Consider the following 26308-nt stretch of genomic DNA (forward strand, 5'->3'; position numbering starts at 1 on the left):
CCGGCGCCTGAGGACGAGGCCCGTTCAGGACCCGAGTGGGGCGGGTGCCGGCCCCCTGGCACGGACCGGCACCCCGTCAATCCGCGTCCCGCGGCGGCGGTGGCCGTCCCCCCGCTTCCCCCGCCGTCAGGTGCTCCAGCACCTGCACCAGCTCCTGGCACGCACGCTCCACGGAGCGTCTGGTGTTCTGCTGCTCGGTGATCACCGCCGACAGCAGCAGCGAGGTCAGCGCCATCGCCCCGTTGAACGACTGCAGGTTGAGCATGACCTCGACGTCGTTCAGATGCGCGAACGGCCCGATGCGGTCGGTCGCCGAGACGGTGGCCATCACGGAGGCGAACACCGCACACAGCATGCTTCCGGGCAGCTGGAACCGCAGCGCCGCCCAGATCAGCAACGGGTTGATGCTGAACAGCAGACTCGCCTCGCTGCGCGTGGCCACCGGCACCAGGAAGCCCGCGATCACGACCAGACCCACCGCCTCCTTCCATCTCAGCCAGCTCGACCAGTGCGGCGGGGCGCGCCGGCGGAGCAGCACCAGCAGCACGGGGGTGATCAGCAGCACGCCCATGGCGTCACCCACCCACCAGGCCAGCCACACCGGCCCGAAGTCCTCCCCCGGCAGATCGCCCGTGGCGACGAGCAGCCCGGCACCGGTCAGGGAACTGATCAGCATGGCCGCGAAGGCGCCCAGGAAGACCAGGACGAGACAGTCGCGCAATCGGCTCAGGTCGGTACGGAAGCCCACCCTGCGCAGCAGGAGATATCCGCACACCGGAGCCGCGGTGTTGCCGGCGAGTACACCCAGCGACGACCACCGCAGGGAGGTGAGGTACAGCAGGACCAGCAGGGCGCCCACCGCGATCCCCACCCAGCAGCGCAGCCCGAAGGCCAGCAGGCACGCCATGGCCACCCCGGTCGGCGGCCACACGGGCGAGACCACCGCGCCCGCGACGGTCAGTTCGCGCAGCAGCCCCAGGCGGCCCCCGGCGTAGTAGCACGCGGCGACGGCCAGCGTCTCGAGCACGAAGACGGCCGGTCCGCGAAGATCCTGGCGAGCCACCACACATGCCATCACACACCGGGCCGGCCCGGTCGGCGAGGCGAGAGGCGCGCCGTTGTCGGCCCTATGGATGAGTGTCCAGTCCGTCGTGCCCGATCACCAGGACGGCCGCGTCGTCCTCGTGCCCCACTCGCTCCGCGCCCTTGATGACGGCCGCCGCGAGCGCGTCCGTGTCCATGCGCGCGACCGCCGCGATGCCCGCGAGCCGCACCACCTGGTCCAGGCCCTCGTCGAGCCGCATGGACGGCCCCTCGACCACGCCGTCGGTGACCAGGACGAACACCCCGCCCGTGTCGAGCAGGTACCGGGTGACGGGGTAGACCACGCCGGACTGGACGCCCAGCGGCGGGCCCCCCTCGTCCTCGGTCACCCCGGACCGGCCGTCCGCGGTGGCCCACACACAGGGCAGATGCCCCGCGCGGGCGCTCTCCAGCAGCCGGGTCCGCGGATCGAGCCGCATGAAGGTGCAGGTGGCGAAGAGATCGGAGTGCAGCGACAGCAGGAGTTCGTTCGTCCGGGTGAGCAGCTCGCCCGGATCGCTGTCGACCGAGGCGAGTGCCCGCAGCCCGACCCTGACCTGCCCCATGAACGCCGCCGCCTCGATGTTGTGCCCCTGCACGTCACCGATGGACAAGCCGATCCTGCCGTCGGGCATGGTGAACGCGTCGTACCAGTCGCCGCCCACGTTGAGACCCTGGTAGGCGGGTGCGTAGCGCACCGCCAGCCGCACACCGTCGGCGACCGGCAGCCCTCGCGGCAGCATGCCGCGCTGGAGGGCGACGGCCAGTTCCACCCGGGAGCGCTGCACCTCCGCCTGCGCCCGTGCCTGAGCCGTCAGCGCCCCGAGCCGGGCCAGCAGCTCGTCGCCGTCGTCCGTGGAGCCGGTGCGGGACATGGATCACTCACTCGGGCGAGGGCGCTCACGCGATCGGTGGACGCCACCAGGGGCAAAGCGCGCATTGATGTATGAAAAGGATGATATCCAGCCGGGGGACGGCCGGGCCAGTCGCGCACGGGAGTGGCCGGGGACGCCCGCCGGGGCGCCGCGTTTCCGCCCGGCGCGTCGGTGCGCCTGTCTAGGCTGGGCCCATGGAGCAGCGGGAGATCATGCAGCGGAGCGTCGGCATCCTCACCGAGGCCCTGGAGATGCGGCGCCGGCTGCGGGAGAACCCGGAGGCCGACGTGGCCGGGAGCGGGGCGGTCGCCACGCTTCTGGAAGAGATGCTGCCGCACGTCCAGCTGCCCGCCGACGCGACCGCGCGCGAAGTGGCGGACATCGTCACCGAGAAGCTGGGCCCCGCCATCGTGCAGATCGCGTCCGCGCTCACCTTCGCCTTCGTGCAGCTCGCCGAGGTCCACGACGAGGGCCGCACCGACGTGTCCTCCGCCGACGTCCTGCGCTCCATCTCCCTGCACTACGAGACCGGCGGCAGGGGGTAGCCCCGGCCCGGGGTGACTCAGGCGGGTGCTCCGCCGAGGCCGAACTCGTTCCCGTCCGGGTCCCGGTACACGGCCTTGCGGACGCCGTTCGCGTAGGTCTCCCGCCGCACGGGCTCGATCCCTCGCGCGGTGATCCGGGAGACCCGGTCGTCGAAGTCGTCGGCGAACACCGTGTGCAGGGCGTGGCCCGCGTGCTCGGGGCGGTGCTCCACGGCCACCGACCGGTGTTCCGCGAGCTCCCACACGGCCTCGGTGTCACTCGCGACATAGGTCGGGGGAGTGCCGAGCAGCCGTTCGTACCACGCCAGGGCGGCGGCGTAGTCACTCACCGGGATGCCGGCGAAGAGGTCGAGAGTCATGCGGGAATGCTACGGCCGGTGACGTCCGCGAGGGCGGCCGGGCCGTGGGGCGACGCGGGCCCTTGACGCCCTACCCGTGCGTAGCGATTCTCACCCCAGTGGCTGTACAGGTCATGACAACTCCGTCGGCGGAGGGACGTGCACGGTGACCACGTATCGCACACGCCGGGACCTGGGGATCGTCACGCTCCTCCTGCTCGTGCTGGCCGCGGCCCTGGGACCCACCCCCAGTGCCGCCGCCGGCGGGAACTGGTGGGATCCTCCCGCCCGGCCCGCGCCCGACTCCGGGATCGGCGTCACCGGCGAGCCGTTCACGGGGACCGGAGCCGCCGGTGAGGTCCGCGGCTTCGTCGACGCGCACAACCACGTCATGTCCAACGAGGCCTTCGGCGGCCGGCTCATCTGCGGCAAGGCGTTCTCCGCCGAGGGGATCGCCGACGCGCTCAAGGACTGCCCCGAGCACTACCCCGACGGCTCGCTGGCCGTCTTCGATTTCCTCACCAACGGCGGCGACGGCAGGCACGACCCGGTCGGCTGGCCCACCTTCGCCGACTGGCCCGCCCATGACTCCCTGACGCACCAGCAGAACTACTACGCCTGGATCGAGCGGGCCTGGCGCGGCGGCCAGCGCGTGATGGTGAACGACCTCGTCACCAACGGCGTGATCTGCTCCGTGTACTTCTTCAAGGACCGCAACTGCGACGAGATGACGTCCATCCGGCTCCAGGCCGGGCTGACGTACGCCATGCAGGACCACATCGACGGCATGTACGGCGGACCGGGAAAGGGCTGGTTCCGGATCGTCACCGACAGCGCCCAGGCCCGTGAGGTGATCGCCCGGGGCAAGCTCGCGGTCGTCCTCGGCGTCGAGACCTCCGAGCCGTTCGGATGCAAGCAGATCCTGGACGTCCCGCAGTGCGACCGGGCCGACATCGACGCCGGACTCGACGAACTGTACGCGCTGGGCGTGCGCAGCATGTTCCTGTGCCACAAGTTCGACAACGCGCTGTGCGGCGTGCGGTTCGACTCGGGGGCGCTCGGCACCGCGGTGAACGTCGGGCAGTTCCTGTCCACCGGCACCTTCTGGCGGACCGAGGAGTGCACCGGCCCGCAGTCCGACAACCCCATCGGGCCCGACTCCGCGCCCGCCGCCCAGAAGAGGCTGCCGGAGGGCGTGCGGGTCCCCGCCTACGACGAGGGCGCGCGGTGCAACGTCCGCGGGCTCACCGAACTCGGCGAGTACGCCGTGCGCGGCATGATGAGACGTCACATGATGCTCGAGATCGACCACATGAGCGTCAAGGCCACCGGCAGGGTCCTCGACCTCTTCGAGGCCGAGTCGTACCCCGGTGTCCTGTCCTCGCACAGCTGGATGGACCTCGCCTGGACCGAACGGGTCTACGGCCTCGGCGGCTTCGTCGCCCAGTACATGCACGGCTCGGAACACTTCGTCACCGAGGCGGACCGCACCGGGGAACTGCGCGAGAAGTACGGCGTGGGCTACGGCTACGGCACGGACATGAACGGCGTCGGCGGCTGGCCCGCACCGCGCGGCGCGGACGCGCCCGACCCCGTGACCTATCCCTTCCGCAGCGTCGACGGAGGTTCCGTCCTGGACCGGCAGACCACCGGCGCCCGCACCTGGGACCTGAACACCGACGGCGCCGCGCACTACGGCCTCGTCCCCGACTGGATCGAGGACATCCGGCGCGTCGGCGGCCGGCACGTGGTGGACGACCTCTTCCGGGGCGCCGAATCCTACCTCGGCACCTGGGGAGCCGCAGAGCGGCACCGGCCCGGCACGAACCTCGCCGAGGGTGCGCGGGCGACGGCCAGTTCCACGGAGTGGAACCCGTTCACCAGCTACGCACCCGGCAGGGCGGTGGACGGCGACCGGGGCACCCGGTGGGCAAGCGACTGGAGCGACGGACAGTGGCTCCGCGTCGACCTGGGGGAGACGCGCCGGGTCGGGCGGGTCACCCTGGACTGGGAACGCGCGTACGGGACGGCGTACCGTATCGAACTGTCCGCCGACGGCACGGACTGGCGCACCGCCTGGTCCACCGCCTCCGGCGACGGTGGCCTGGACACGGCCGTGTTCACCCCCGCACCGGCCCGGTACCTACGCATCCGGTTCCTGGACCGGGGGACCGGCTGGGGCTACTCGCTCCACGAGGTCCTCGTCCGCGAACGCTGACGGCCGGCTCAGCCGCCGCGGGAGAACGCCCTGTCCAGGAGCGCCCCGGCCGCCTCCAGCGCCCTGGCCCGGTCGGCGGGGACGAGGCCGATGCGGGTGCGGCGGTCCAGGACGTCCTCCGCGTCGAGAGCTCCCTCGTGCCGTACGGCCCAGAGCAGTTCGGCGCCGGTGACCGGATACCCGGGCAGCACCGGCTCGCCCAGCCCGGGGTCGCGGGCGCCGAGCGCCTGGACGGCGGGTGCCTCGCCGCCGTAGAGCCGCACGAGGCGGCGCGGTGCGGGCAGTGCGGCCAGGACGTGCGGCGGCGCTGCGCCCACCAGCGGCAGGGACGCGGTGAGGGAGGGGCCGGCCGCCAGCGCGCGGACCCGGACGGCGGCGTCGACGGCGTCCTCGGCCATGCGCCGGTACGTGGTGAGCTTGCCGCCGACGACGGTGACGACGCCCTCGCAGGAGGTGAGCACCGCGTGCCGGCGGGAGAGGTCGGCGGTCCTGACCGGCGGGTCGGCGCCCTCCGGCGCCGTGTCCAGCAGCGGGCGCAGTCCGGCGAAGGCGCCGACGACGTCACCGCGGTGGACCGGGACGTGCAGCACGGAGCACAGGACGTCCAGGAGGAACCCGATGTCCGTCTCAGGTGCCTGGGGGACGTCGGGGACGGGGCCCTCCACGGGTTCGTCGGTGAGGCCGACGTAGACCCGGCCGTCCTCCTGGGGGAGGACGAGCACGAAGCGGTTGCTCTCCCCGGGGACGGGGATGTGCAGGCCGGCGGTCAGCGGTCCGAGGCTCTCGGGGCGCAGGACGAGATGGGTGCCGCGCGAGGGCCGTATCCGGACGCCGTCGACGAGACCGCCCGCCCAGACGCCCGCCGCGTTGATTACCGCGCGGGCCCGGATCTCGCCCGTCTCGCCGGTGAGTTCGTCACGGATCCGGGCCCCGGCCGAGGTCAGTTCCAGCGCCCTGACCCGGGTGAGGATCCGCGCGCCGTGCGCGGCGGCCGTCCGCGCGAGGGCGGTCACCAGCCGGGCGTCGTCGGTGAGCCGGCCGTCCCAGGACAGCAGGCCGCCGCGCAGTCCGTCGCGCCGCAGGGCGGGGGCGAGGTGGCGGGTCTCCACCACGGAGAGCCGGCGCGGCGGGGGCAGGGTGGCGCGGGCCGTGCGCGCGGAGAGCCGCAGCGCGTCGCCGGCCCGGAACCCGGCCCGGGCCAGGGCGGCCTGACCGCGCGCGACCAGCGGGGTGAGGGGCAGGACGAACGGCTGGGCCTGGACGAGGTGAGGGGCGGTGCGCTCCATCAGCACCCCGCGTTCGACCGCGCTCTCGTGGGCGACGTCCAGCCGGCCGGAGGCGAGGTAGCGCAGCCCGCCGTGGATCAGCTTGCTGCTGAAGCGGGAGGTGCCGAAGGCCAGGTCGCGGGCGTCGACGGCGGCCACGCTCAGTCCGCGCGCCGCGGCGTCCAGGGCGGCTCCCGCGCCGGTGGCGCCGAGTCCGACGACCAGGACGTCGACGACGGGCCCGCCCACGGTCGCGGTCAGTTCGCGCGAACGCCGGGCGGCGGAGAGGGAGGACGCGGGGGCCGGGCCGGTGCGGGAGGTCATGGCGTGAGGGTCCTCTCCAGGATGCCGTGCAGTTCGCCGAGGAAGGCCTCGGCGGCGAGGCCGGGGTCGTCCTCGTCGGCCATGGTCCGCAGGGACAGGGTGAAGGACTGCACGATCAGCAGCACCGACCGGGCCTGCCGCACCGGATGGGCGGCACGCACCGAGCCGTCGGCGTGCCCCTCGCGCAGAGCGGCGGTCAGCATGTCCAGCAGGGCGTCCTGGCTCGCTCCCCGGCGGTCCAGGACGTAGGGCAGGAGCAGTTCGGGGTCCACGTCGAGGATCTTCCGGAAGAGCGGATGGACGCCGAAGGCGCGCACCGCCGCCACCAGCCCCTCGGTGATCACCCCGCGCACGGGCACCCCCGGCCGGCGCTCGGGCATCGCCCCGGTGGCGACCGCGATCCACTCCCGGGTCATCAGATCGCCGACCAGCGTGCGCACATCGGGCCACCGCCGGTACAGCGTCATACGGGAGACCCCGGCGCGGCGGGCCACGTCGGTGAGCGTGGTGCGGCGGACCCCGACGGCCAGGACACAGTCCCGTACCGCGTCGAGCACCGCGTAGTTGTCCGCACCACCGGAAGCGTTGTGACGAATGGGCGTCATGTGTCACAGTGTAACGCCAGGTGAGGCCGTCGGGTGACGGCATCGCTCATTTCCGACCGGTGAGGACGACAGCCATGGACATGCTGTGGAGCGGCTGGGGCGACCCGGCCAAGGCGACGCCGCTGCCCGACACGGTGATCGGGCTGTTGCGCGATCTGCTCGGTGTGAAGCCGCGCGAGGCCGCCCCCGTCGCCCTCGAGGATCTGGCCGTCCCTCCGAGCCCCCTGGCGCCCGCCGCACGCCGCGCCCTCGCCGAGGCGCTCGGCGACGAGGCCCAGGTGCGCACCGACGCGGAGTTCCGCATCCGGCACACGCGCGGCAAGTCCACCACCGACCTGCTGCGCATCCGCGAGGGCGACACGACTGCCGTCCCCGCGGCCGTCCTGCTGCCCGCCACGCACGAGGAGGTGCTCGCCGTCCTGCGGGTGTGCGCGGAGCACGGCCTGCCGCTGGTGCCCTTCGGCGGCGGCACCTCCGTCGTCGGCGGCCTGGCCCCCGAACGGCGCGGCGCCTTCGTCGCGCTGGACCTGCGGCGCATGGACGGGCTGCTCGACCTCGACCCGGTGTCCCGCACCGCCACCCTGCAGCCCGGCCTGCGCGCCCCCGCGGCCGAGGCACTCCTCGCCGCACACGGCTTCACCCTCGGCCACTTCCCCCAGTCCTACGAATGGGCCACCATCGGCGGCTTCGCCGCCACCCGCTCCAGCGGCCAGGCCTCCGCCGGGTACGGCCGGTTCGACGACATGGTGCTCTCCCTCACCCTCGCGACCCCCGAGGGCACCCTCGACACCGGCCGCGCCCCCCGCTCGGCCGCCGGACCCGACCTGCGCCAGCTCGTCCTCGGTTCGGAGGGCGCCTTCGGCGTCATCACCTCGGTGACCGTGCGCATCCGCCCCGTCCCTCCGGTCGCCGTGTACGAGGGCTGGCGCTTCCCCTCGTTCGACCAGGGCACCACCGCGCTGCGCCGGCTCGCCCAGGACGGGCCGCGGCCCACCGTGCTGCGCCTGTCGGACGAGACCGAGACCCTGATCGGTCTGGCCGACCCCGAGGCGATCGGCTCCGGCGCGGCGGGGGACGCGGGCTGCACGGCCGTCGCCGGCTACGAGGGCACGGAGGAGGACACCGCCCACCGCAGGGAACGCGCCGCGGTCGTCCTGCGCGAGTGCGGCGGCACGCCCCTGGGCGAGGAGCCGGGCCGGCGCTGGGCGCAGGGCCGCTACTCGGCGCCGTACCTGCGCGACGCGCTCCTGGACGCCGGGGCGTTCGCGGAGACGCTGGAAACGGCGACGTTCTGGTCCCGCCTGCCCGGACTGTACGCCGCCGTCCGCGACGCGCTCACCGCGACGCTCACCGGGGCCGGAACCCCGCCGCTGGTCATGTGCCACATCTCCCACGTCTATGAGAACGGCGCCTCCCTGTACTTCACCGTCGTCTCGGACCGGGGCGAGGACCCCGTGGCGCACTGGACACGCGCCAAGCACGCCGCCAACGAGGCGATCCTCGCCGCCGGCGGCACCATCAGCCACCACCACGGCGTGGGCACCGACCACCGGGACTGGTACGTCCGCGAGGCGGGCCCCCTCGGTATCGACGCCCTGCGCGCCGTGAAGCGGCGGCTGGACCCGGCGGGACTGCTCAGCCCCGGCGTGCTGCTGCCCGCCGACTGACCGCGACCCCCGCCCTCCATCCGCCCGTTCCCCGTCCGTCGGCTCGCCCCGGAGGCACCCCGATGCGCCAGTTCACCGCCGTCGTCAACCCCACCGCGGGCGCGGCCACCGGAGCGGCCGCCCTGCTTGCCCTGGCCCGGCACCTCCGCGAGGAGGGCGCCGGACTGCACACCGAGTACAGCCGCAGCCTGGAGCACGCGCGGGAACTGGCCCGCGAGGCCGCAGAGCGGGGACGGATCGTGCTCGCCGTCGGCGGCGACGGCGTGGCGGGCGGCATCGGCGGCGCCCTCAGCGGCACCGGCGCGACGCTCGGGCTCGTCCCCGCCGGCCGCGGCAACGACTTCGCCCGCGCCCTGGGGCTGCCCCGGGACCCGGCGGACCTGGCCCGCATCCTGCTGCACGGCGAGCCCCGGCAGGTCGACACCCTCGAGGTCACCTCGGCGGTCCACGACCGCACCGTCGTGCTGGGCAGCGTCTACGCCGGTGTGGACGCGCTCGCCAACCGCCACGCCAACCGGTCCCGGCTGCTGAAGGGGTCCGCGTCCTACTACGCGGGCGGCCTGCGGGCCGTGGCGGCCTGGCGGCCCGCCCGCTACCGGGTCACCGTCGACGGCGCGGAGCACCCGCACACCGGGTACACGGTGGTCGCCGCCAACTCCGGCTGCTACGGCTCCGGCCGCCTCATCGCCCCCGAGGCCCGCGTCGACGACGGCCTGCTGGACGTCGTGATGATCGAGGAGGCGCCCCGGCTGCTGTTCCTCGCCCTGATGCGGGAACTCACGACCGGCGCACACGTGCGCCGGCCCCAGGTGCGGATCCTGCGGGGCAGGCGGATCCGCATCGAGGCCGACCGGGAGATCCCCTACGGCGCCGACGGGGAGGTCGACGCGGTCCTCCCCGTCACGGTCCGGGTCCTGCCCGGCGCGCTCAGCGTCCTGTACTGACCGCCGGGGCCGGCCGCCGCGGCGGGCGTCAGGACGGCCGGCCGCCGTGGTGGCGCTGGGCCAGCCGCGCCAGCGCCACCGCGCCGAGCAGCAGTCCGAAGTCGCGCAGCGCGACGTCGTAGTAGCCGGACAGCGTGAGCAGATTGACGATGATGCCCGCGAGCCAGCCGGCGACCAGCCAGCCCCCGAACCGCGGCGCGATGCCCACGACGACACCGGCCACGATCTCGATCACCCCCACCGCGTACATCGCCGACTGGGCACTGCCCGGAACGACGTCGTCGATCCACGGCGCGAGGTACCCGGGCCAGTCCACGAGCAGGTTCGCGAACTTGTCCGCCCCGAACAGGATCGGCGCCACGGTGAAGCCGGTGCGGAGGATGACGTACGCCTGGTAGGCGGGGTCGGTGAGCGCGGCCCGCCGAGGCGTGACCGGCGTGCCGCTCGTGGCGTCCTGGGCAACTGCCCCTTCCACGCGCTGGCCCGCGCCCACACGCAGACGGTGTGCGGTATGAACCTGCACCTGATGCGGGGCGTGCTCGAAGGGCTCGGAGCAGCGGGGTACGAGGCCCGTCTCGCGCCCGAACCGGGCCGGTGCTGCGTCCGTCTGGACCCCGCCGCCTGACCCCCGGCACACGGAACAGCCGGGGAGACACCCGCAGTAACCGGACACGCCCCAAGGCTGGACCGGTTCGTTCTCTGGAATTATTCGTGTCTGGGCCTATAGGTTCGGTCCATGACCGCATCCCGGCCGTCGACCACCGCCGAGGAGCTCCGCGGTGCGGGCCTTCGTGCGACGGCGGCCCGCGTCGCCCTCCTGGAAACCGTCCGCGAGGGCGGCCACCTGGGAGCCGAGGAACTCGCCTCCCAGGTGCGCCGGCGCATAGGGCATGTCTCCCTGCAGGCGGTGTACGAGGCGCTCCACGCCCTCACCGAGGCAGGGCTGGTGCGCCGTATCGCACCGGCGGGGGGCCCCGCCCGCTACGGGGGCCGCGTCGGGGACAACCACCACCATCTGGTGTGCCGGTCCTGCGGTCTGGTCGTCGACGTCGACTGCGCGGTCGGCGACGCGCCCTGTCTGACCGCGTCCGACGGTCACGGCTTCGTGATCGACGAGGCCGAAGTCGTCTACTGGGGCCTGTGCCCCGGCTGTTCCACCTCCCGCAGTACGTGACTGCGCGAACGTATCCGCCCGGAAGGATCCCCATGACCGAGAACCATGACGCGATCGTCACCGAGCCCAAGACGGAGGAAGCGGGCGGCTGCCCGGTCGTGCACGGGCGCGCCCCGCACCCCACCCAGGGCGGCGGGAACCACCGCTGGTGGCCCGACCGCCTCAACCTGAAGATCCTCGCCAAGAACCCGGCGGTGGCGAACCCGCTCGGTGAGGACTTCGACTACGCCGAGGCGTTCCAGTCCCTCGACCTGGCGGCGGTGAAGCGGGACATCGCCGAGGTGCTGACCACCTCCCAGGACTGGTGGCCGGCCGACTTCGGCCACTACGGTCCGCTCATCGTCCGGATGGCCTGGCACAGTGCGGGCACCTACCGCATCAGCGACGGCCGCGGGGGCGCCGGCGCCGGCCAGCAGCGCTTCGCCCCGCTCAACAGCTGGCCGGACAACGCCAACCTCGACAAGGCCCGGCGCCTGCTGTGGCCCGTGAAGAAGAAGTACGGCAAGAGCCTGTCGTGGGCCGACCTGCTGATCCTCTCCGGCAACGTCGCCCTGGAGTCGATGGGCTTCCAGACCTTCGGCTTCGCCGGCGGCCGCGCCGACGTCTGGGAGCCGGAGGAGGACGTCTACTGGGGCCCCGAGTCCACCTGGCTCGGCGACGAGCGCTACAGCGGCGACCGCGAGCTGGAGAACCCGCTCGGCGCCGTCCAGATGGGGCTCATCTACGTCAACCCCGAGGGCCCCAACGGCAACCCGGACCCCATCGCATCGGCCCGGGACATCCGTGAGACGTTCCGCCGCATGGCGATGAACGACGAGGAGACCGTCGCCCTGATCGCCGGCGGCCACACCTTCGGCAAGACCCACGGCGCCGGCCCCGCCGACCACGTCGGCCCCGACCCGGAGGCCGCCGGCTTCGAGGAGCAGGGCCTGGGCTGGAAGAACACCTACGGCACCGGCAAGGGCGCCGACACGATCACCAGCGGTCTCGAGGTGACGTGGACGAACACGCCGACGACGTGGGACAACAGCTTCTTCGAGATCCTCTTCGGCTACGAGTGGGAGCTGTTCAAGAGCCCCGCCGGCGCCCACCAGTGGCGGCCGAAGGACGGCGCGGGGGCGGGCACCGTGCCCGACGCCCACGACCCGTCCAGGAGCCACCAGCCGACGATGCTCACCACGGACCTGGCGCTGCGCTTCGACCCCGTCTACGGCCCGATCTCCCGGCGCTTCCTGGAGAACCCGGACGAGTTCGCGGACGCCTTCGCCCGCGCCTGGTACAAGCTGACCCACCGCGACATGGGGCCCAAGTCGCTCTACCTCGGCCCCGAGGTGCCCGAGGAGACGCTGCTGTGGCAGGACCCGCTGCCGGAGCGGACCCACGCGCTCGTGGACGCCGCGGACATCGCCGCCCTCAAGGAGCAGGTGCTCGCCTCGGGCCTGTCGGTGTCCGACCTGGTGTCGACCGCCTGGGCGTCGGCGTCGTCCTTCCGCGGCAGCGACAAGCGCGGCGGCGCCAACGGCGCGCGCATCCGCCTGGAGCCGCAGCGCGGCTGGGAGGCCAACGACCCCGACCGCCTGGCAACGGTGCTGCGCACCCTGGAGGGCATCCAGGAGTCGTTCAACTCCGCGCAGACCGGTGACAAGCGGATCTCGCTCGCCGACCTGATCGTGCTGGCCGGCGCCGCGGGCGTCGAGAAGGCCGCCAAGGACGGCGGCCACGCCGTCGAGGTCCCGTTCACGCCGGGCCGCGTGGACGCCTCCCAGGAGGAGACCGACACCGAGTCGTTCGCCGCGCTGGAGCCCACCGCCGACGGCTTCCGCAACTACGTCGGCAAGGGCAACCGCCTGCCCGCCGAGTACCTGCTGCTGGACAAGGCCAACCTGCTGACCCTGAGCGCCCCCGAGATGACCGCTCTCGTCGGCGGTCTGCGGGTCCTGGGCGCGAACCACCGGCAGACGGCACACGGCGTGTTCACCACCGCGCCGGGCACGCTGACGAACGACTTCTTCGTCAACCTCCTCGACCTGGGCACGACGTGGAAGGCGACGTCGGAGGATCAGACCGTGTTCGAGGGCCGCGACGCCGCCAACGGCGAGGTCAGGTGGACCGGCACCCGCGCCGACCTGGTCTTCGGATCCAACTCCGAACTGCGCGCGCTCGCGGAGGTCTACGCGAGCGACGACGCCCGGGAGAAGTTCGTGCAGGACTTCGTCAAGGCGTGGGACAAGGTCATGAACCTCGACCGGTTCGACCTGGTCTGATCCGCCCGCACCGCTGATCCGGGCCGGCCCGCACGGGCCGGCCCGGACCCGTGTCCGCCCCGAGATGCGCGTGGGCCGTCCTGCCACCAGGGTGGAACCGAGCCGACCGCCACGCGAAGGAGGCCCGGGATGGGCAAGGGCGACGACCGGGGGAAGGATCTCCACGAGGGCGACGAGGTCGCCTGGAGCAGCCACGGCAGCGAGACCACCGGCAAGGTCGAGAAGAAGATCACCGAACGCACCGAGGCGGCCGGACGCACGGTCGCCGCCTCCGAGGAGGAACCGCAGTACGAGGTGCGCAGCGACAAGTCGGGCAAGAACGCGGTCCACAAGCCCTCCGCGCTCAGGAAGAAGAAGTGAGCGCCGTGGACCCGGACCGCAAGGACGAGACCTGGGACGAGTTCCGCGAACTGGTCAACATGAAGCCCGGCGACCTGGAGAAGTGGCTGGAAACGGACGAGTCCCACAGCGCGGGACAGCACAAGGACGGCGGCGAGTCGACCGGCCACGCCTCCGGCCGCCGCATCGCCGGCATCCTCCGCGCCGGCCGCGAGGACCTCTCCGACGACGACTACGAGCACATGCGCAAGGTGATCGGCTACATCCGCCGCCACCTCGCCCAGCGCCCCTCCGGCGACGTGGGCGACACCCGCTGGCGCCACTCGCTGATGAACTGGGGCCACGACCCGCTCGCCGAGGGGTCGCCCCACCGGTGACCGGCGGCCACGACGGCACGGTCGTCCGACCGCCACCGCCGTGACCGCCCCGGGCCCGCGCCCTAGGCGCGTCCGGTGAACTCCCACGTGCCGTGCGGCACCCGGTGGACCACGAACCCCGGTTCGGTGCGCAGGTGTTCGGCGCCCTCGGGAGCGGTCACCCGGGAGCGGCCCCCGCCCGGCACATGGACGTCGGCGGTCGCCCCGACGGGCACCCGCACCGTCAGCCGCAGCCGGCCGTCGATCCGCGTCCAGGAGACCGCGGCCGTGCCGCGCACGGTGCGGATCGAGGTGCGCGCCCAGTCCACGCCCGTGCGGGCGTCGGGCCGCACCACGAAGGCGCGGTAACCGGCGTCGCCCGGACGCAGACCGGCCACGTTCTCGTAGAGCCACTGCACGACCGTGCCCTGGAAGTAGTGGTCGCGGGAGCGGGAGTCCAGCGGCCACATCTCCCACATGGTGTCGGCGCCGTTCTCCCGCCAGTACCCCCAACTCGGATACGTCCGCTGCGTCGCCACGGCGTGTGCCACGTCCGGCCGTCCGTGGGCGCACAGCACCCGCAGCAGCACACTGGTGCCCAGCGCGCCGGTGTTGAGGTGGTTGCCGCGCTCCTCGATGTCCCGCACCAGGCTGTCGAGGACGGAGGCGCGGGCTCCGGGCGGCACCAGACCGAAGGCCAGCGGCACGGCGTTGGAGGTCTGCCGGTACCCGGGGTCCCTCGCCGTGCGGTAGTGCCCCTGCGGGCCGAGGAACGCCGCGTTGAAGGCGTCCCTCAGCGCGTCCGCCGCCTCCCGGTAGCGGGCGGCGGTCTCCCGCTCGCCCAGCAGGTCACCCGTCTCCGCCGTGTGCAGCAGCGCGCGGTGCAGATACGCCGTCGCCGTGAGCCGGGTGTCCTCGGGCGGATTGCCGCCGTAGCCCGGCGGCAGATAGTCGCCCAGCGCGGTGACCGCGAGCCCGCCCTCCAGCCGGTTCAGCTCCCAGTCGAGATACCGCACCAGGGTGTCCCAATGCTCCCGGGCCACCCGTTCGTCGCCGTACACGCGGTACATCTCGCGCACCACGAACGGGTACACCGTGGTCCACTCCGGGGAGGGCGCCGCCTCCCGGTACCCCCAGCCGCCGCTGGGCACGATCACCGGCAGCTGGCCCGCCGACGTCTGACTGTCCGCCAGGTCGCCGAGCCACTTGGACAGGAACCGGTGCATCCCGAAGGCATAGGCCATGACGGGCGCCCCGAGCTGGGCGTCACCGGTCCACCCGTTCTTCTCGTAGATCGGAGTGTCGGTGGGGATGCCGTGCAGGTTGTTCAGCACGGTCCGCCGCATCGCGCCGTCCAGCCACTCGTAGAACGGCTCGGAACACGCGAAGTCGCTCACCTCCTCGACCTCGCTGTGCACCACCCGGCCCAGCACCTGGCCGGGGGAGGGCCGCGCCGGCAGCCCGCTGATCTGCACATACCTGAAGCCCTTGTACGAGAACGAGGGCTCCCAGACCTCCTCGCCGCCGCCCGCGCACACGTACTCGTCGGTCTGGAAGCGCCCCGGCACCAGGTCCGACTCGACGTGCACACTGCCGTCGTCCTTCAGCTTCTCGCCGTGCGCCAGCCGCACCACCGTGCCCGCGGCGGCGTCCCGCACGGTCAGCCGCGTCCAGCCCGCCATGGTGCGGCCCATGTCGACCACGTACACCCCGGGACGCAGCTCGGTGATCTCCGTGGGCCGCACCGTCTCGACGATCCCGACCGGTTCGTGCGCCTGGGCCCGCAGGGTTCCGGCCGGCGCGTCCTGCACGCCCGCGGGGCGCCATGCGCTGTCGTCGAACCCCGGACGGGTCCAGTCGCCGGGGGAGAGCCGGGCGTCGAAGGTCTCACCCGCGTACAGGGAGTCGGAGCGGGTCGGGCCCTCGGTCATCCGCCACTCGCCGTCCGATACCACCGTGGTGCGGGACCCGTCGGGATGGTCGATCTCCAGCTGGGCGATCATCCGCGGCTCACCGTGCCAGGGCGCGCGGTGCCAGTTCCACACGTTCGGGGTGGTCATGCCGTAGAACCCGCGCCCGAGGGTGACACCGAGGGCGTTCTCGCCGCGCTCCAGCAGCCGGGTCACGTCGTGCACCGCGTACAGCACCGTCTCGTCGTAGTCGGTGAAGCCCGGGTCGAGGACTTGCCGGCCGATGCGGCGGCCGTTGAGGTGCGCCTCGTAGTAGGCGAGCCCGCTGATGTACAGCCGCGCGCGGGAGATCCTCTTGCGGACGGTGAAGCTCCTGCGGAGCAGCGGCGCGGGCTGTTCCGGCACCGGCACCGACACGTCGGAGCCCCACGGCCCCTGCCCGTACGGCGCGAGTACGGCGGCCGGTGCCCAGGCGCCGTCGTCGAAGTCGGTCCGCTCCCAGCCCGGTTGCTCGGTCTCGGCGACGCGCCACCCGTCCCCGGTGACCAGCTCGTGGTGCTCCCCGTCGGCCGTGTCCACGAGCAGCCGGACCAGCAGGCCGGCGGGGTTGACGGAGGCTCCCGCCCGGTTGGTGGCGACCGCGGCCAGGACGATGTCTCCGGGCGGGGCGCCGCGGACGAGTCCGGTGACGTCGGCGGTGCGGCCGGTGCGCCAGCCGTCCCGCTGCTCGGGGGCGTGCGCCGCGCGCTGTCCGTCGATGTGGAGCGTGAAGTCGTCGTCGCCGGTCGCGACGAGCACCGCCCGCCGCACCGCCGCCCCTTCGGGCAGGGCCAGCCGGGATCTGAACCACCGGGGGCCCTCGGGCGCGTCGTCGGGGGCGGCGTCCGGTGACCAGATCCACGAGGCGCCCTCGAACGACGGTGGCTGCGGCGGGGCGTCGGCTCCGATCCAGCGGGCCTGCCAGTCGTCGTCCGACAACGTTGTCTCCCACCAGCGGGGCTCGCTCCAGCGGGACGCGCGTCCCCGGGCGTCCCACACCCGCACGCGCCAGTAGTAGCGGGTGCGGGGGAGCAGTGCCGGGCCGTCGTAGGCGACACCGACCGTCCGGTCCGAGTCGACCTTCCCGGAGTCCCAGACCATGCGGCCGTCCCAGCGGGCCCGGTCGCGCACGACCTGGATCCGGTAGGCGCTCTGCCGGGCGCCGCGCCCCGGCGCCGTCAGTTCCCAGGAGAGACGGGGGCGTTCGACGTCCGTTCCGAGCAGCGTCTCGGCGTACTCCACGCCGGTGCGCACGATGCGCAGGCCGCCGGTCCCCGGTCCGCCCGACGGTGCGGCCGTCGCCTGCGAGGCGGCGGTGGCCGCGCCGAGGCCGACTCCGGCGGCCACCGTTCCTTGCAGGAAGACTCTGCGCTTCCATCCTTCAGCCATGTGTGCGTCCCTTGATCGTTTCTGGCAGTTCCCGACAGACGATGCTTGAAACGTTTCAGAGGTGCTGTTCAGCGATCCTATGGACGCCGCGTGAGGGACTACAAGAGGTGTGACGGCAGTGGAAAAACCAGGGGGGAGGGAACGGAACAAACCTCGCGCGCGTTGTCAGTGTGAGGTTGCACAATGATCGGAAAAGGAGATCAACTCCGGCGCGGCACTGGGTAGACGGTCTCGTGTCCGGCTCCGGAAAGGTCCTGCTGATGCTCTCCACCGTCGACCGCACGACGTCCCTCGTCGCCCTGCCGACCGCGCGCCGCCGGCGCTCCGGGGGCCTTGCCGGCCAGGTCCGGGACGGCCGCCCCTCGGCGGCCGCCGCCGACGTACTGCGCATCATCGCCGACCCCCGGACGCCCACGTACGTCACGGTGTACGCCAACGGCCGCCGCAGATACAGCTACTGGCGCCCCCTCGACTCCGCGACCGGCACGGGGGGCTGCTATGCGGCCCTGCCCACGGCCGAGTGCGACGCGCTGCACGCGGCCGGCCGGATCACGCTGGGCGAGCCCGTCGTGGACCCCAACCGCACGACGTACCGGGTCCGGACGGCCGCACGCCCCCAGCCCGCGCCCCAGCGCGGCGCGCCGCAGCAGCCCCGCTCCCGGGTGGCGTGAGGGCGGGCGGTGCGACGGGGGGCACTGCCAGGGCTGTTGCGAAAGCCCCGCCTGCCCGGAGGCGCCATGCACGAGGTCCGGCCGCACCAGGTTGTGAGCCAAGTGCCGCCAGTGCGAGGCCCCGGGGCGGCACACGGACGGCACCCCTGATACGCCGAGCGGCCCGCGGCACGGTCCGGCGTCGCGGGCCGGGAGGGCCCGGCGGTGCCGTGTCCGCGCGCGGGCCCCGGGACACGCCCCGGGTCGCGGGGCGGTGGATCCGGGATCACGTGCCGGCGCCGCCCGGGGGCGGCGCCGGAATGCCGCCCTCATGCGCGCTCAGGGCCTGGCTGCCTGGATCTTCTGGCTGCCGCGGGTCTCCGAGCGGATGTGGTCGCTGGCGAGCAGGGCGTGGGGGAAGCCGGGGTCGATCGCGCTGACCTCGTCCAGGCGTGCCATCTGGGACGGTGTGAGGTCGACCTCCAGGGCCGCCAGGTTCTCCCGCAGCTGGTCGGCGGTGCGCGCCCCGATGATGGGCGCGGTCACCTGCGGCTTGTGCAGGGTCCAGGCCAGGGCGACCTGGGCGGGGGTCCTGCCCAGCTCCGCGGCGATCTCCTTCACGACGTCCACGATGGCGAGTTCGCGCTCGGTCACCGCGCCAAGACCCAGGTTGAAGCTCTTGCGGCCGCTGTCGCCCTGGTCGGCAGCGGGTGCGCTCAGGTCCTGGCGGCTGTACTTGCCGGTGAGGACTCCACCCGCCAGGGGTGACCACAGCACGGTGCCCAGTCCCAGCTCCTGAGCCATCGGCAGAAGTTCGCGCTCCCCGGTGCGTTCCGCCAGGTTGTACTGCAGTTGCAGCGCCGTCAGCGGGGACCAGCCGCGCAGATCGGCGATCGTCTGCATGCGTGCGATCTGCCAGGCCGGGGCGTTGGAGACGGCGACGTAGAGGATCTTGCCCTGGCGCACCAGGTCGTCCAGGCCGCGCAGGATCTCCTCCACCGGGGTGGTGAAGTCCCATACGTGCAGGTAGAGCAGGTCGATGTAGTCGGTGCCGAGCCGGCGCAGACTGGTTTCGACCGAGCCGAACAGATTCTTGCGGCCGGCACCGCCGGAGTTGGGGTCGTCGGGGTGGCGCAGCGTCGTGTACTTGGTCGCGAGGACCAGGCTGTCGCGCCGCTTCCCGACGAAGTTGCCGAGCATGCGCTCGGAGGTGCCGTAGGTGTAGGTGACCGCAGTGTCGATGAAGTTTCCACCTCGCTCGACGTAGAGGTCGAACACGTTCCGTGACTCGTCCTCCTCCGCGCCCCAGCCCAGTTCGTTGCCGAAGGTGGCCGTGCCGAGCGCGAGAGGTGAGACCAGCAGGCCGGAGCGGCCCAGCGGGCGGTAGGTGTCGAGGGTGAGCGCCATCCTGTGCTCCTGTGAGATGTGGTTGAGTGCCGGGCCGATTCCGGGCCCGCGCGTGTTCCTCAGGCGCTGAGCCCGGAGCCGCCGGCCACGGTGACGTCCTGGCCGGTGATGTAGCGGGCGGCGTCCGAGGCGAGGAAGGCGACGGTTTCCGCGATCTCCTGGACGGTTCCGAAGCGCTCGAAGGGAATGTTCGCGCTCATGGCGTCCCGGGCTTCCTGGGGCACCCCCAGCTTGTCCATGAGCGGGGTGTCGGTGGCACCGGGGCTCACGGCGTTGACGCGAATCCTGCGCGGAGCCAGTTCGAGCGCCAGCGACGGCATCATCGCCAGCAGGGCGCCGCGCGTCGCCGCCCCCAGCGTGGCGCCGGGGCTGCCGCGATGGACTCCCATGATGCCCACGGTCATGACGACCGAGCCGCCGTCGTTGAGGAGCGGAAGGGCCTTTTGCAGGGTGAAGTACTGGCCCTTGAAGTTGACCTCGGTGTGCTCGTCGAACGACTCCTCCGTCGCATCGCTCAACGGTGCCGGACGGAAGACCCCGGCATTGAGGAAGAGCAGGTCCAGTGATCCGAACCGCTCCGACACCGCCGACATCAGGGCGTCGGTGTCGGAGAGCACGCGGGCGTCGGACCGTACGACGAGCACGTCGTCGGGGAGCTCGGACTGCGCCCGTGCGACGGAGTCGGGGTTCTGCCCGGTGACCGCGACCCGGTAGCCGCGGGCGTGCAGCAGCTCGGCCGTCGCTTTGCCGATCCCGCTCGTCCCTCCGGTGATGAGAGCTGTAGGCATGGCAACCCTTTCGTTTTCGTTACTGAAGGAAGCAATGGGCGAGACCGCCCGTAACCGGGGAGCTCCCCGTTTCCGCTACCGTACCCTGAACCGGGGAGTTCCCCGAATCCTTCCCGAGCCTTGTCCGCCACTCACGATCGCGAAGGGCCATGACCTCACCACGAAGCACTCTGCGTGCCGACGCGCTGCGCAACCGCGAGCGTCTGGTCGCCACGGCCGCCGAAGCCTTCGCCTCCGGGCGCGCGGTGTCGCTGGACGCGATCGCCAGACGCGCGGGCGTGGGAAACGCCACTTTGTACCGGCACTTCCCCACCCGGGAGGACCTGGTCGAAGAGGTCTACCGGGACCAGATCCGCCCCTTGCGCGAGGACGCGCGCGCCCTGCTGGCCGCCGAACCGCCCTCCCGGGCCCTCCACGCGTGGATGCTCCGGTTCGCCGACTGGTCCAGCGAACGACGCGGCATCTGTGAGGCCCTGGTCGCCATGAGCGCGTCCGGCCGCTTCGGCACCGGACCGGTCTGCGACGAGGTCCAGAAGATCCTGGCGATGATGCTCGAGGCCGGAGTCGCGGCAGGAGAGCTGCGCGACGACATCGACCCGGTCGACGTGGGCGGCATCCTCGCCGGTGTGCTCTCCGTGGCCGGCGCGCCCGAGAAGCGTTCCCGGCTGAACCGCATGCTGGACGTCGTCGTCGACGGACTCAGGACACGCTGAGCGGTACGCGAAGGGACCGGGGGCGGTACCGAGGCGTTCCGTACCGGCCGGGTGCCCCGTCAGGCCTCCTTGCCGATGTCGTCCGCGCGGGCGACGAAGCGGGTGGCGCCGTCGGTGACGCGGTAGAGGAACGCGCCGCCGTCCCGGTCGGTGTCGTAGAACTGGCCGCCCGCGTGGTAGGCGATGCGCCGGGTGATGCCCTGCCAGGGGCGGCGCAGCAGCTCCGAACGGAGTGCGGCGGGGCCGTCGTCGCCGGCGGCCGCCAGGCCGTGGGCGGCGAACCGGACGGCGTCGTAGGCCTCGGTCGCCCACGGTGCCGGGGAGCGGCCGTAGCGGTCGCGGTGCGCCGCGGCGAACGACCGGAGCCGCGGATCCGCCCCGGCGTCGGCGTAGCCGGTGCCGATCATCCACCCCTCCGCCTCGGCGAGGAACCGCGCGCCGAGCACGTGCTCGCCCGCCACCCGCGCGCCGCGGTGCCCCGTCCCGGCGAGCGCGCGGGCGAAGGCGGCGGCGCGTGCGGAGCGCAGCCCCGCGAACATGACCGCGTCGCGCGGTCGTACGGCGATGCGGCGGACGACGTCGGCGAAGTCCCCGCCCGCCGGAACCTCCTCCACCGCGCTCTCGCCGTCGAGCTTGCCGTACACGGTGACGATCCGTACCGACGCGGCGGTCTCCGCGGCGTCGCTGAGATCGTGCACGATCACGGTCCGCCCGGGCTTCACCACCCGGTTGAGATGCCGCAGGATCGCGGGCGGCCCCGCCGTCCGGGTCAGGCGCAGCAGCAAAGCGGTCGTGCCGGTCACGCTGTCGAGGCGGTGGGTGTCCGCGCGGGTGAGCACGAGGGTGACCCGGGCCCGTGTGCACGCCTCGACGGCCGCGAGCACCGTCGCGTTGGTCCCGGCACCGATGACCACCGCCACGCCCGGCGAGGCGGCCAGCCGGGCCGCTGCGGCCGCCGCGCCCTCGGCCGTGCCCCGGTCGTCGGCGGTGCGCAGCACCAGGTCGAAGGCGCGACCGGCGGCGCCGTTGTGCTGTTCCACGGCGAGTCGCGCGCCGCGTTCGTGGGCCGTGACGACGCCGTCCCCGCTCCGGCCGAGCAGACCGACGACATACCTCGGCCGGGCGGCGGACCCGCTCTGCCCGGTGGTGTCGCGAGACCTCAGCCACCAGGCGGCCGCCGCCGCGGTGCCCGCCCCGAGCGCCGCTCCGCCGACGAGCAGCCGCCGCCGGGTGGGGGAGGGGCTCGCCGGTGCCGGACCGGCGGGTTCCGCGCCGGTCACGGTGGGCTCGGGGACGGGCAGCGCGACGATCCGTGCCGCCTGCGCGGCGATCAGCCCGGGCAGCCCCGCCGGCAGCCAGTCGTCCGCCTCGAACTCGCCGAACAGCGCGCGGAGTTCCCCGACGGCCGGCCGTGCCTCGGGCTCCTTCGCGAGACAGCGCCGCACGATCGGCTCGAGGCCCGGGGGCGTGCCGTCCAGATCCGGCTCCTCGTGCACGGTCCGGTACAGCACCCCGGCGGCCGGGCCGCCCCCGAACACCGCCCGGCCGGTCGCCGCGTGGGCGAGCACGCAGCCCAGCGAGAAGACGTCGCTCGCGGGGCCCACGGTGCGGCCTCGGGCCTGCTCGGGTGAGAGATAGCCGGGGGAGCCCACCACGGAGCCGTCGGCGGTGAGCGCGGTCGCCCCCACGGCCCGGGCGATCCCGAAGTCGATCAGGCGCGGGCCGTCGGCGGTCAGCAGGACGTTCGCCGGCTTCACGTCCCGGTGGACGAGCCCGGCCGTGTGCACGTCGTCCAGGGCTTCGGCGAGTGCGGCACCGAGGGCGACGAGATGCCGCTCGCCCCAGGGCCCCTCGCGCGCGACGGCCTCGGCGAGGGAGGGCCCCGCGACGTAGGCGGTGGCCAGCCACGGGGAAGCCGCCTCGGCGTCGGCCGCGAGCACCGGCACCGTCCACCGCCCGCCGAGCCGGGCCGCGAGCTCCGCCTCCCGCCGGAAGCGCGCGCGGAACCCGGGATCAGCGGCGTGCTCGCTGCGGATCACCTTGAGCGCGCACCAGCCTCCGTGCGGGGAACGTGCCAGGTAGACCACGCCCATGCCGCCCGCACCGAGCCGGCCGATCAGACGGTGGCCGCCCGTCTCGGAGGGATCGGACGGCCTGAGCCGCTCCATGCCCGGTGCCCCCTTCCGGGCCGCGTCACGCCGATCCGCCCGCCGCCCGTTCGAGGTCGGTGAGCGAACCCCGCTGCACGAAGCGTCCGCCGCTCACCTGGTGGACGAACGTCCCGTCGGCCCACGCGCGGTCGTCGGCCTCGTACTGGTGGTACTCACCGAAGGCGTAGGGGCGGACGATGCCCTGGTACCGCGCCTTCGCCAGCCGGTCGCCGAGGTCGGCCCGCCGCGGCCGGCGTCCCGCACCGGCGGGCACCGTCCGCGCGAACTCCGCCAGCAGCAGACGCGCCGTGTCGTACGCCTCGGCGGCGTACGGCTCCGGGGCGGTGCCGTGCCTGCGCCGCCACGCCTTCACGAACGCCCTGGCCCGCCGCGTCGTCAGGGCCGTGGTGTCCGCGGCCGCCGTCACGACGTACCAGCCGTCGCCGGCCGCGCCCGCCCGCCGCGGGAACTCCGAGCCGTACAGCTGGTGCTGCATCCACCGCGGTCCCTCGAAACCGGCCGCCGCCAGCTGCCGGGCCGCGCGGACCGTGGCGTCCAGCGGACCGAGATAGGCGAAGGCGGTGACGCCCTCCGCCAGCAGGGAGCGCACGGCCGCCGGGCCGTCGTCCGTCTCCTCGGCCACCACCCTCGGAAGGACTTCGCCCTTGCGCACCGCCCGCCACTGTCTGACCAGCAGGGCGGCCTGGTCCTGGACGCTCGTTCCGGCGGCCCGGTCCAGCACCACGCCGAGCCTGGTCGGCTGCCCGGTGACCAGGGCGTGCAGCACCACCCAGCTCGCGAGCGCCGAATGCGCCGCGCCGGTCTGGAAGGAGAACTTCGGCGAGGCCACGAAGTAGTCCTGCTGGCCCGAGGTGCTGGAGGCGTGGGTCAGGCCCGCCTCGCCGTAGAGGCCGGCCGCCGCCCGCATCGCGATGTCGTCGACCGGTCCGAGGACGGCGACCACGTTCCGGTCGGCGGTGAAGGCACCGGCGACCTCACGGGCACTCTGCGGGGTCCCGCGGTCCCGGAGCACCCGCACCCGCACATCGAACGCACGGTCCGGGTCGGCGTTGTGGCCGGCGACGGCGAGGTGGGCGGCACGCTCGGCCGGACCGGCGAACAGCGCCGCCGACGCCTGGCCGGTGGAGTGGACGCCCAGCACGTAGGTGGGCCGCCCCGGCGCCCTGCCCTCCGGGTCGTCGTCACGGGACGCGAGCACCGCCGCCGTGGCCGCGCCCCCGGCCGTCAGCAGCAGCGCCCCGCCGGCCAGCAGCAGCCGGCGCCGTGCGGGCCGCCGGACGGTGTCCTCCGGTCCGCCCCGGCCGCCGTCGGCGGCCGGCTCGTCCACGGCCGTCGGCTCGACACCGGGCAGCGCCAGACTCTCGGCGGAGCGCGCGGCGACCATCGCGGCCACCGGGCCGGGGAGCCATCCGGCCCCGTCCGGTACGTCCTCGGCGAGTTGCCGTGCGGTCCCGGCGGCCGTGGGGCGCGCCTCCGGGTCCTTGTCCAGACAGCGGGCCACCAGCGGCCGCGACGCGGCCTCCACACCGTCCAGGTCCGGCTCGTCGTGGACCGTGCGGTAGAGCAGCGCGTCCGGCTCCCCTGTGCCGAAGGGCGGCCGGCCCGCCATCGCGTACGCCAGGACGCAGCCCAGGGCGAAGACATCGCTCGACGGGGTGGCCGGTTCGCCGCGCGCCTGCTCCGGGGCGAGGAAGCCCGGGGTGCCGACCACGAGGCCCGACGCGGTCAGCGCGGAGCCGTCGACGGCCCGGGCGATGCCGAAGTCGATGAGCCGGGGGCCGTCCGGTGCCAGCAGGATGTTGCCGGGTTTGACATCGCGGTGCACCAGCCCCGCCTCGTGCACCTCGGCCAGCGCCCCCGCCAGCAGGCCCCCCAGCACCCGTGCCGCCCGGGGCGGCAGGGGCCCGTGCGCGGCGACGGCCTCCGCGAGCGAGGGGCCGGGGACGAACGCCGTGGCCAGCCATGGCGTCGGCGCGTCGGCGTCGGCGCCGAGCACCGGGACGACCCAGGGGTTCGCCACCAGCCGCGCCAGCTCGGCCTCCCGCGCGAACCTGGCCCGGAAGTCGCCGTCCCCCGCGCTCTCGGCGTGGATCACCTTGACGGCGGCCAGTTGTCCGGCGTCGGTGCGCCCCAGGTACACCACACCCATGCCGCCCGCGCCCAGGCGCCGCAGCAGCCGGAACCCGCCGACGCGGGAGGGGTCGGACGGCCGCAGCGGCTCACTCATCGCCGTCCGCCTTCCCGTCCGCCCCGTCCAAGGATCCCCGGCGGTCGACCGCGGCGGCGACGAAACCGACGCCCTTGAGGACGTCCGTCACGACGGCGGCCTGCTCCTCGGCCGTGCGGCCCGCCCCGTACCGCGCGGTCGCCGCGACGGTCACCGGACCGACCCGGAGCTTGAACCAGTCGAACGGACGCGCGGTCCGCTCTCCGTCCACCAGCCACTCCCCGCTCTCCGTCAGGTCGTCCTCGGCGACGGCGTTGCGCTGGTCGCCGAAGGCGCTGGCCTGTGAGTACAGCTCCCGTACCCGCTGGGTGGCGTTCAGCCGCTGCTCCGGGCAGTGCAGTGCCTCCTCCAGCGAGACCGCCATGTCCCGGCGCCCGCCGACGGTGTCGCGGTGCACCGTGACGGTCAGCGAGACGTGCACGGCCTCCTTCTCTGCGGAGGCCGGCAGGACGAACGCCCGGGTGAGGGCGGCCAGTACGTGGTCCGGCAGCGGCTCGCGGCGCCACAGGCAGTCCTCGCCCAGCACGGCCCAGCGCGACGGGTCGCTCTCGTGCGGCCGCTGCGCGCGGAACCCGGCCCCGAAGTAGTCGGGCCGCACGTCGAGTCCGCGGATGAAGGCGCGCGCCTCGGCCCGGGTCCGCGGCGCCCGGTCCTCCGGCAGGCTGTACGGCTCCTCCTCGACGGCGGCCGGGGAGGACGGGCCGGGGCTCGGATCACCGGCCGTGCTCCGCGGCGCCCCGGACGGCCGCTCCGCGCCGGCTCCCTCGTCCGTGCCACCCGTGCACCCCACCACCAGCACTGTTCCCGCCACCGCGGCCACGACCGGTCTGTGCGCGACCATTCCCCGCCCCCGCTCTCCCCGACGGATCGGAACCCCTCGGCAACAGTGTGGCGCAAGGGGGGCCCGGAGGGTAGCAACTCGGCTGCATACAAAGGGACTTGAGTAAGAGTGGCGACGGCGGTCATGTCCGCGCGCATCCGGGGCATCAGACATCCATCGGCCTGAGGAGAAGGGGA

The 26308-nt window shown here is 73.6% G+C and carries 22 protein-coding genes; 10 read left to right on the plus strand and 12 right to left on the minus strand.

The genetic code is table 11. The features are described 5' to 3' along the window. Window positions 1-76: 76 nt before the first annotated feature. Together AC5L3C_RS35305 and AC5L3C_RS35310 are read right to left on the minus strand one after the other, a co-directional pair. Window positions 77-1075 carry an MASE1 domain-containing protein gene (locus tag AC5L3C_RS35305; protein WP_493653157.1) on the minus strand — a complete coding sequence of 333 codons (999 nt, stop codon included), beginning with the start codon at window positions 1073-1075 and terminating at the stop codon, window positions 77-79. Between the two features lie 52 nt (window positions 1076-1127). Further along, window positions 1128-1958 (minus strand): PP2C family protein-serine/threonine phosphatase, encoded by an 831-nt coding sequence (locus AC5L3C_RS35310; protein ID WP_493653158.1) that lies wholly within the window; start codon window positions 1956-1958, stop codon window positions 1128-1130. Between the two features lie 194 nt (window positions 1959-2152). Between AC5L3C_RS35310 and AC5L3C_RS35315 the strand changes: the two genes are divergently transcribed. Continuing rightward, window positions 2153-2503 carry a hypothetical protein gene (locus AC5L3C_RS35315; RefSeq protein WP_493653159.1) on the plus strand — a complete coding sequence of 117 codons (351 nt, stop codon included), beginning with the start codon at window positions 2153-2155 and terminating at the stop codon, window positions 2501-2503. A 17-nt stretch (window positions 2504-2520) separates the two neighbouring features. Here the strand turns inward: AC5L3C_RS35315 and AC5L3C_RS35320 are convergent, their stop codons facing one another. After that, a complete protein-coding gene (locus AC5L3C_RS35320; RefSeq protein WP_493653160.1) occupies window positions 2521-2862 on the minus strand; it encodes a VOC family protein in 342 nt (113 codons plus the stop codon). A gap of 145 nt (window positions 2863-3007) precedes the next feature. Between AC5L3C_RS35320 and AC5L3C_RS35325 the strand changes: the two genes are divergently transcribed. After that, entirely contained in the window at window positions 3008-5059 is a 2052-nt protein-coding gene (locus AC5L3C_RS35325; RefSeq protein ID WP_493653161.1) for a discoidin domain-containing protein, read from the plus strand. Between the two features lie 8 nt (window positions 5060-5067). On the opposite strand, the gene AC5L3C_RS35330 is transcribed toward AC5L3C_RS35325, so the two are convergent. Together AC5L3C_RS35330 and AC5L3C_RS35335 are read right to left on the minus strand one after the other, a co-directional pair. Beyond that, window positions 5068-6648, minus strand: coding sequence for a glycerol-3-phosphate dehydrogenase/oxidase (locus AC5L3C_RS35330; RefSeq protein WP_493653162.1), 1581 nt, complete (start codon window positions 6646-6648; stop codon window positions 5068-5070). Then, complete coding sequence (locus AC5L3C_RS35335) at window positions 6645-7253, minus strand: TetR/AcrR family transcriptional regulator (RefSeq protein WP_493653163.1); 609 nt, start codon at window positions 7251-7253, stop codon at window positions 6645-6647. The genes AC5L3C_RS35330 and AC5L3C_RS35335 overlap by 4 nt, the downstream gene beginning before the upstream one ends. A gap of 74 nt (window positions 7254-7327) precedes the next feature. Here AC5L3C_RS35335 and AC5L3C_RS35340 point away from each other — a divergent pair, with 74 nt between their 5' ends. Together AC5L3C_RS35340 and AC5L3C_RS35345 are read left to right on the plus strand one after the other, a co-directional pair. Further along, window positions 7328-8920 carry an FAD-binding oxidoreductase gene (locus AC5L3C_RS35340; RefSeq protein WP_493653164.1) on the plus strand — a complete coding sequence of 531 codons (1593 nt, stop codon included), beginning with the start codon at window positions 7328-7330 and terminating at the stop codon, window positions 8918-8920. Between the two features lie 62 nt (window positions 8921-8982). Further along, entirely contained in the window at window positions 8983-9864 is an 882-nt protein-coding gene (locus tag AC5L3C_RS35345) for a YegS/Rv2252/BmrU family lipid kinase (RefSeq protein WP_493653165.1), read from the plus strand. 28 nt (window positions 9865-9892) lie between these two features. On the opposite strand, the gene AC5L3C_RS35350 is transcribed toward AC5L3C_RS35345, so the two are convergent. Beyond that, window positions 9893-10339, minus strand: a complete 447-nt coding sequence (locus AC5L3C_RS35350) for a hypothetical protein (RefSeq protein WP_493654161.1) — start codon at window positions 10337-10339, stop codon at window positions 9893-9895. 261 nt (window positions 10340-10600) lie between these two features. Between AC5L3C_RS35350 and AC5L3C_RS35355 the strand changes: the two genes are divergently transcribed. From AC5L3C_RS35355 to AC5L3C_RS35370, 4 genes are all read left to right on the plus strand, one after another. Beyond that, a complete protein-coding gene (locus tag AC5L3C_RS35355) occupies window positions 10601-11038 on the plus strand; it encodes a Fur family transcriptional regulator (protein ID WP_125509534.1) in 438 nt (145 codons plus the stop codon). A 32-nt stretch (window positions 11039-11070) separates the two neighbouring features. Beyond that, the gene (katG, locus tag AC5L3C_RS35360; protein WP_493653166.1) at window positions 11071-13302 is read left to right on the plus strand and encodes a catalase/peroxidase HPI; all 2232 of its coding nucleotides are present in this window, start codon (window positions 11071-11073) and stop codon (window positions 13300-13302) included. A 129-nt stretch (window positions 13303-13431) separates the two neighbouring features. Beyond that, on the plus strand, window positions 13432-13662 hold the full coding sequence (locus AC5L3C_RS35365; protein WP_493653167.1) for a hypervirulence associated TUDOR domain-containing protein: 231 nt from the start codon (window positions 13432-13434) through the stop codon (window positions 13660-13662). A 5-nt stretch (window positions 13663-13667) separates the two neighbouring features. Then, window positions 13668-14018 (plus strand): DUF3140 domain-containing protein, encoded by a 351-nt coding sequence (locus tag AC5L3C_RS35370; RefSeq protein ID WP_493654162.1) that lies wholly within the window; start codon window positions 13668-13670, stop codon window positions 14016-14018. A gap of 62 nt (window positions 14019-14080) precedes the next feature. On the opposite strand, the gene AC5L3C_RS35375 is transcribed toward AC5L3C_RS35370, so the two are convergent. Beyond that, the gene (locus AC5L3C_RS35375; protein WP_493653168.1) at window positions 14081-17335 is read right to left on the minus strand and encodes a family 78 glycoside hydrolase catalytic domain; all 3255 of its coding nucleotides are present in this window, start codon (window positions 17333-17335) and stop codon (window positions 14081-14083) included. A 260-nt stretch (window positions 17336-17595) separates the two neighbouring features. Here AC5L3C_RS35375 and AC5L3C_RS35380 point away from each other — a divergent pair, with 260 nt between their 5' ends. Further along, a complete protein-coding gene (locus tag AC5L3C_RS35380) occupies window positions 17596-18006 on the plus strand; it encodes a hypothetical protein (RefSeq protein WP_493654163.1) in 411 nt (136 codons plus the stop codon). A gap of 318 nt (window positions 18007-18324) precedes the next feature. On the opposite strand, the gene AC5L3C_RS35385 is transcribed toward AC5L3C_RS35380, so the two are convergent. Both AC5L3C_RS35385 and AC5L3C_RS35390 read right to left on the minus strand, forming a co-directional pair. Further along, window positions 18325-19392: an aldo/keto reductase gene (locus tag AC5L3C_RS35385; protein WP_493653169.1), complete on the minus strand. Its 1068-nt coding sequence runs from the start codon at window positions 19390-19392 to the stop codon at window positions 18325-18327. A gap of 59 nt (window positions 19393-19451) precedes the next feature. After that, complete coding sequence (locus tag AC5L3C_RS35390) at window positions 19452-20180, minus strand: SDR family oxidoreductase (protein ID WP_493653170.1); 729 nt, start codon at window positions 20178-20180, stop codon at window positions 19452-19454. 149 nt (window positions 20181-20329) lie between these two features. Between AC5L3C_RS35390 and AC5L3C_RS35395 the strand changes: the two genes are divergently transcribed. After that, window positions 20330-20893, plus strand: coding sequence for a TetR/AcrR family transcriptional regulator (locus AC5L3C_RS35395; RefSeq protein ID WP_493653171.1), 564 nt, complete (start codon window positions 20330-20332; stop codon window positions 20891-20893). A 59-nt stretch (window positions 20894-20952) separates the two neighbouring features. Here AC5L3C_RS35395 and AC5L3C_RS35400 read toward each other — a convergent pair whose 3' ends face one another. The 3 genes from AC5L3C_RS35400 to AC5L3C_RS35410 are packed head-to-tail and all read right to left on the minus strand — an operon-like array spanning window position 20953 to window position 26132. Next, entirely contained in the window at window positions 20953-23061 is a 2109-nt protein-coding gene (locus tag AC5L3C_RS35400) for a bifunctional serine/threonine-protein kinase/ABC transporter substrate-binding protein (protein WP_493653172.1), read from the minus strand. A 25-nt stretch (window positions 23062-23086) separates the two neighbouring features. Then, a complete protein-coding gene (locus tag AC5L3C_RS35405) occupies window positions 23087-25291 on the minus strand; it encodes a bifunctional serine/threonine-protein kinase/ABC transporter substrate-binding protein (protein ID WP_493653173.1) in 2205 nt (734 codons plus the stop codon). Beyond that, window positions 25284-26132: a hypothetical protein gene (locus AC5L3C_RS35410; protein ID WP_493653174.1), complete on the minus strand. Its 849-nt coding sequence runs from the start codon at window positions 26130-26132 to the stop codon at window positions 25284-25286. Before AC5L3C_RS35410 ends, AC5L3C_RS35405 begins: the two co-directional genes overlap by 8 nt. Window positions 26133-26308: the final 176 nt, after the last annotated feature.

Source organism: Streptomyces speibonae, from assembly GCF_984686075.1.

Excerpts from the sequence above, each read along its gene's own strand:
- AC5L3C_RS35330 (WP_493653162.1), bottom strand. The coding sequence starts at position 6,648 with ATGACCTCCCGCACCGGCCCGGCCCCCGCGTCCTCCCTCTCCGCCGCC.
- AC5L3C_RS35385 (WP_493653169.1), bottom strand. The coding sequence starts at position 19,392 with ATGGCGCTCACCCTCGACACCTACCGCCCGCTGGGCCGCTCCGGCCTG.
- AC5L3C_RS35400 (WP_493653172.1), bottom strand. The coding sequence starts at position 23,061 with ATGGAGCGGCTCAGGCCGTCCGATCCCTCCGAGACGGGCGGCCACCGT.
- AC5L3C_RS35345 (WP_493653165.1), top strand. The coding sequence starts at position 8,983 with ATGCGCCAGTTCACCGCCGTCGTCAACCCCACCGCGGGCGCGGCCACC.
- AC5L3C_RS35310 (WP_493653158.1), bottom strand. The coding sequence starts at position 1,958 with ATGTCCCGCACCGGCTCCACGGACGACGGCGACGAGCTGCTGGCCCGG.
- AC5L3C_RS35365 (WP_493653167.1), top strand. The coding sequence starts at position 13,432 with ATGGGCAAGGGCGACGACCGGGGGAAGGATCTCCACGAGGGCGACGAG.
- AC5L3C_RS35395 (WP_493653171.1), top strand. The coding sequence starts at position 20,330 with ATGACCTCACCACGAAGCACTCTGCGTGCCGACGCGCTGCGCAACCGC.
- katG (WP_493653166.1), top strand. The coding sequence starts at position 11,071 with ATGACCGAGAACCATGACGCGATCGTCACCGAGCCCAAGACGGAGGAA.
- AC5L3C_RS35405 (WP_493653173.1), bottom strand. The coding sequence starts at position 25,291 with ATGAGTGAGCCGCTGCGGCCGTCCGACCCCTCCCGCGTCGGCGGGTTC.
- AC5L3C_RS35335 (WP_493653163.1), bottom strand. The coding sequence starts at position 7,253 with ATGACGCCCATTCGTCACAACGCTTCCGGTGGTGCGGACAACTACGCG.
- AC5L3C_RS35390 (WP_493653170.1), bottom strand. The coding sequence starts at position 20,180 with ATGCCTACAGCTCTCATCACCGGAGGGACGAGCGGGATCGGCAAAGCG.
- AC5L3C_RS35410 (WP_493653174.1), bottom strand. The coding sequence starts at position 26,132 with ATGGTCGCGCACAGACCGGTCGTGGCCGCGGTGGCGGGAACAGTGCTG.
- AC5L3C_RS35375 (WP_493653168.1), bottom strand. The coding sequence starts at position 17,335 with ATGGCTGAAGGATGGAAGCGCAGAGTCTTCCTGCAAGGAACGGTGGCC.
- AC5L3C_RS35380 (WP_493654163.1), top strand. The coding sequence starts at position 17,596 with ATGCTCTCCACCGTCGACCGCACGACGTCCCTCGTCGCCCTGCCGACC.
- AC5L3C_RS35320 (WP_493653160.1), bottom strand. The coding sequence starts at position 2,862 with ATGACTCTCGACCTCTTCGCCGGCATCCCGGTGAGTGACTACGCCGCC.
- AC5L3C_RS35305 (WP_493653157.1), bottom strand. The coding sequence starts at position 1,075 with ATGGCATGTGTGGTGGCTCGCCAGGATCTTCGCGGACCGGCCGTCTTC.
- AC5L3C_RS35315 (WP_493653159.1), top strand. The coding sequence starts at position 2,153 with ATGGAGCAGCGGGAGATCATGCAGCGGAGCGTCGGCATCCTCACCGAG.
- AC5L3C_RS35340 (WP_493653164.1), top strand. The coding sequence starts at position 7,328 with ATGGACATGCTGTGGAGCGGCTGGGGCGACCCGGCCAAGGCGACGCCG.
- AC5L3C_RS35355 (WP_125509534.1), top strand. The coding sequence starts at position 10,601 with ATGACCGCATCCCGGCCGTCGACCACCGCCGAGGAGCTCCGCGGTGCG.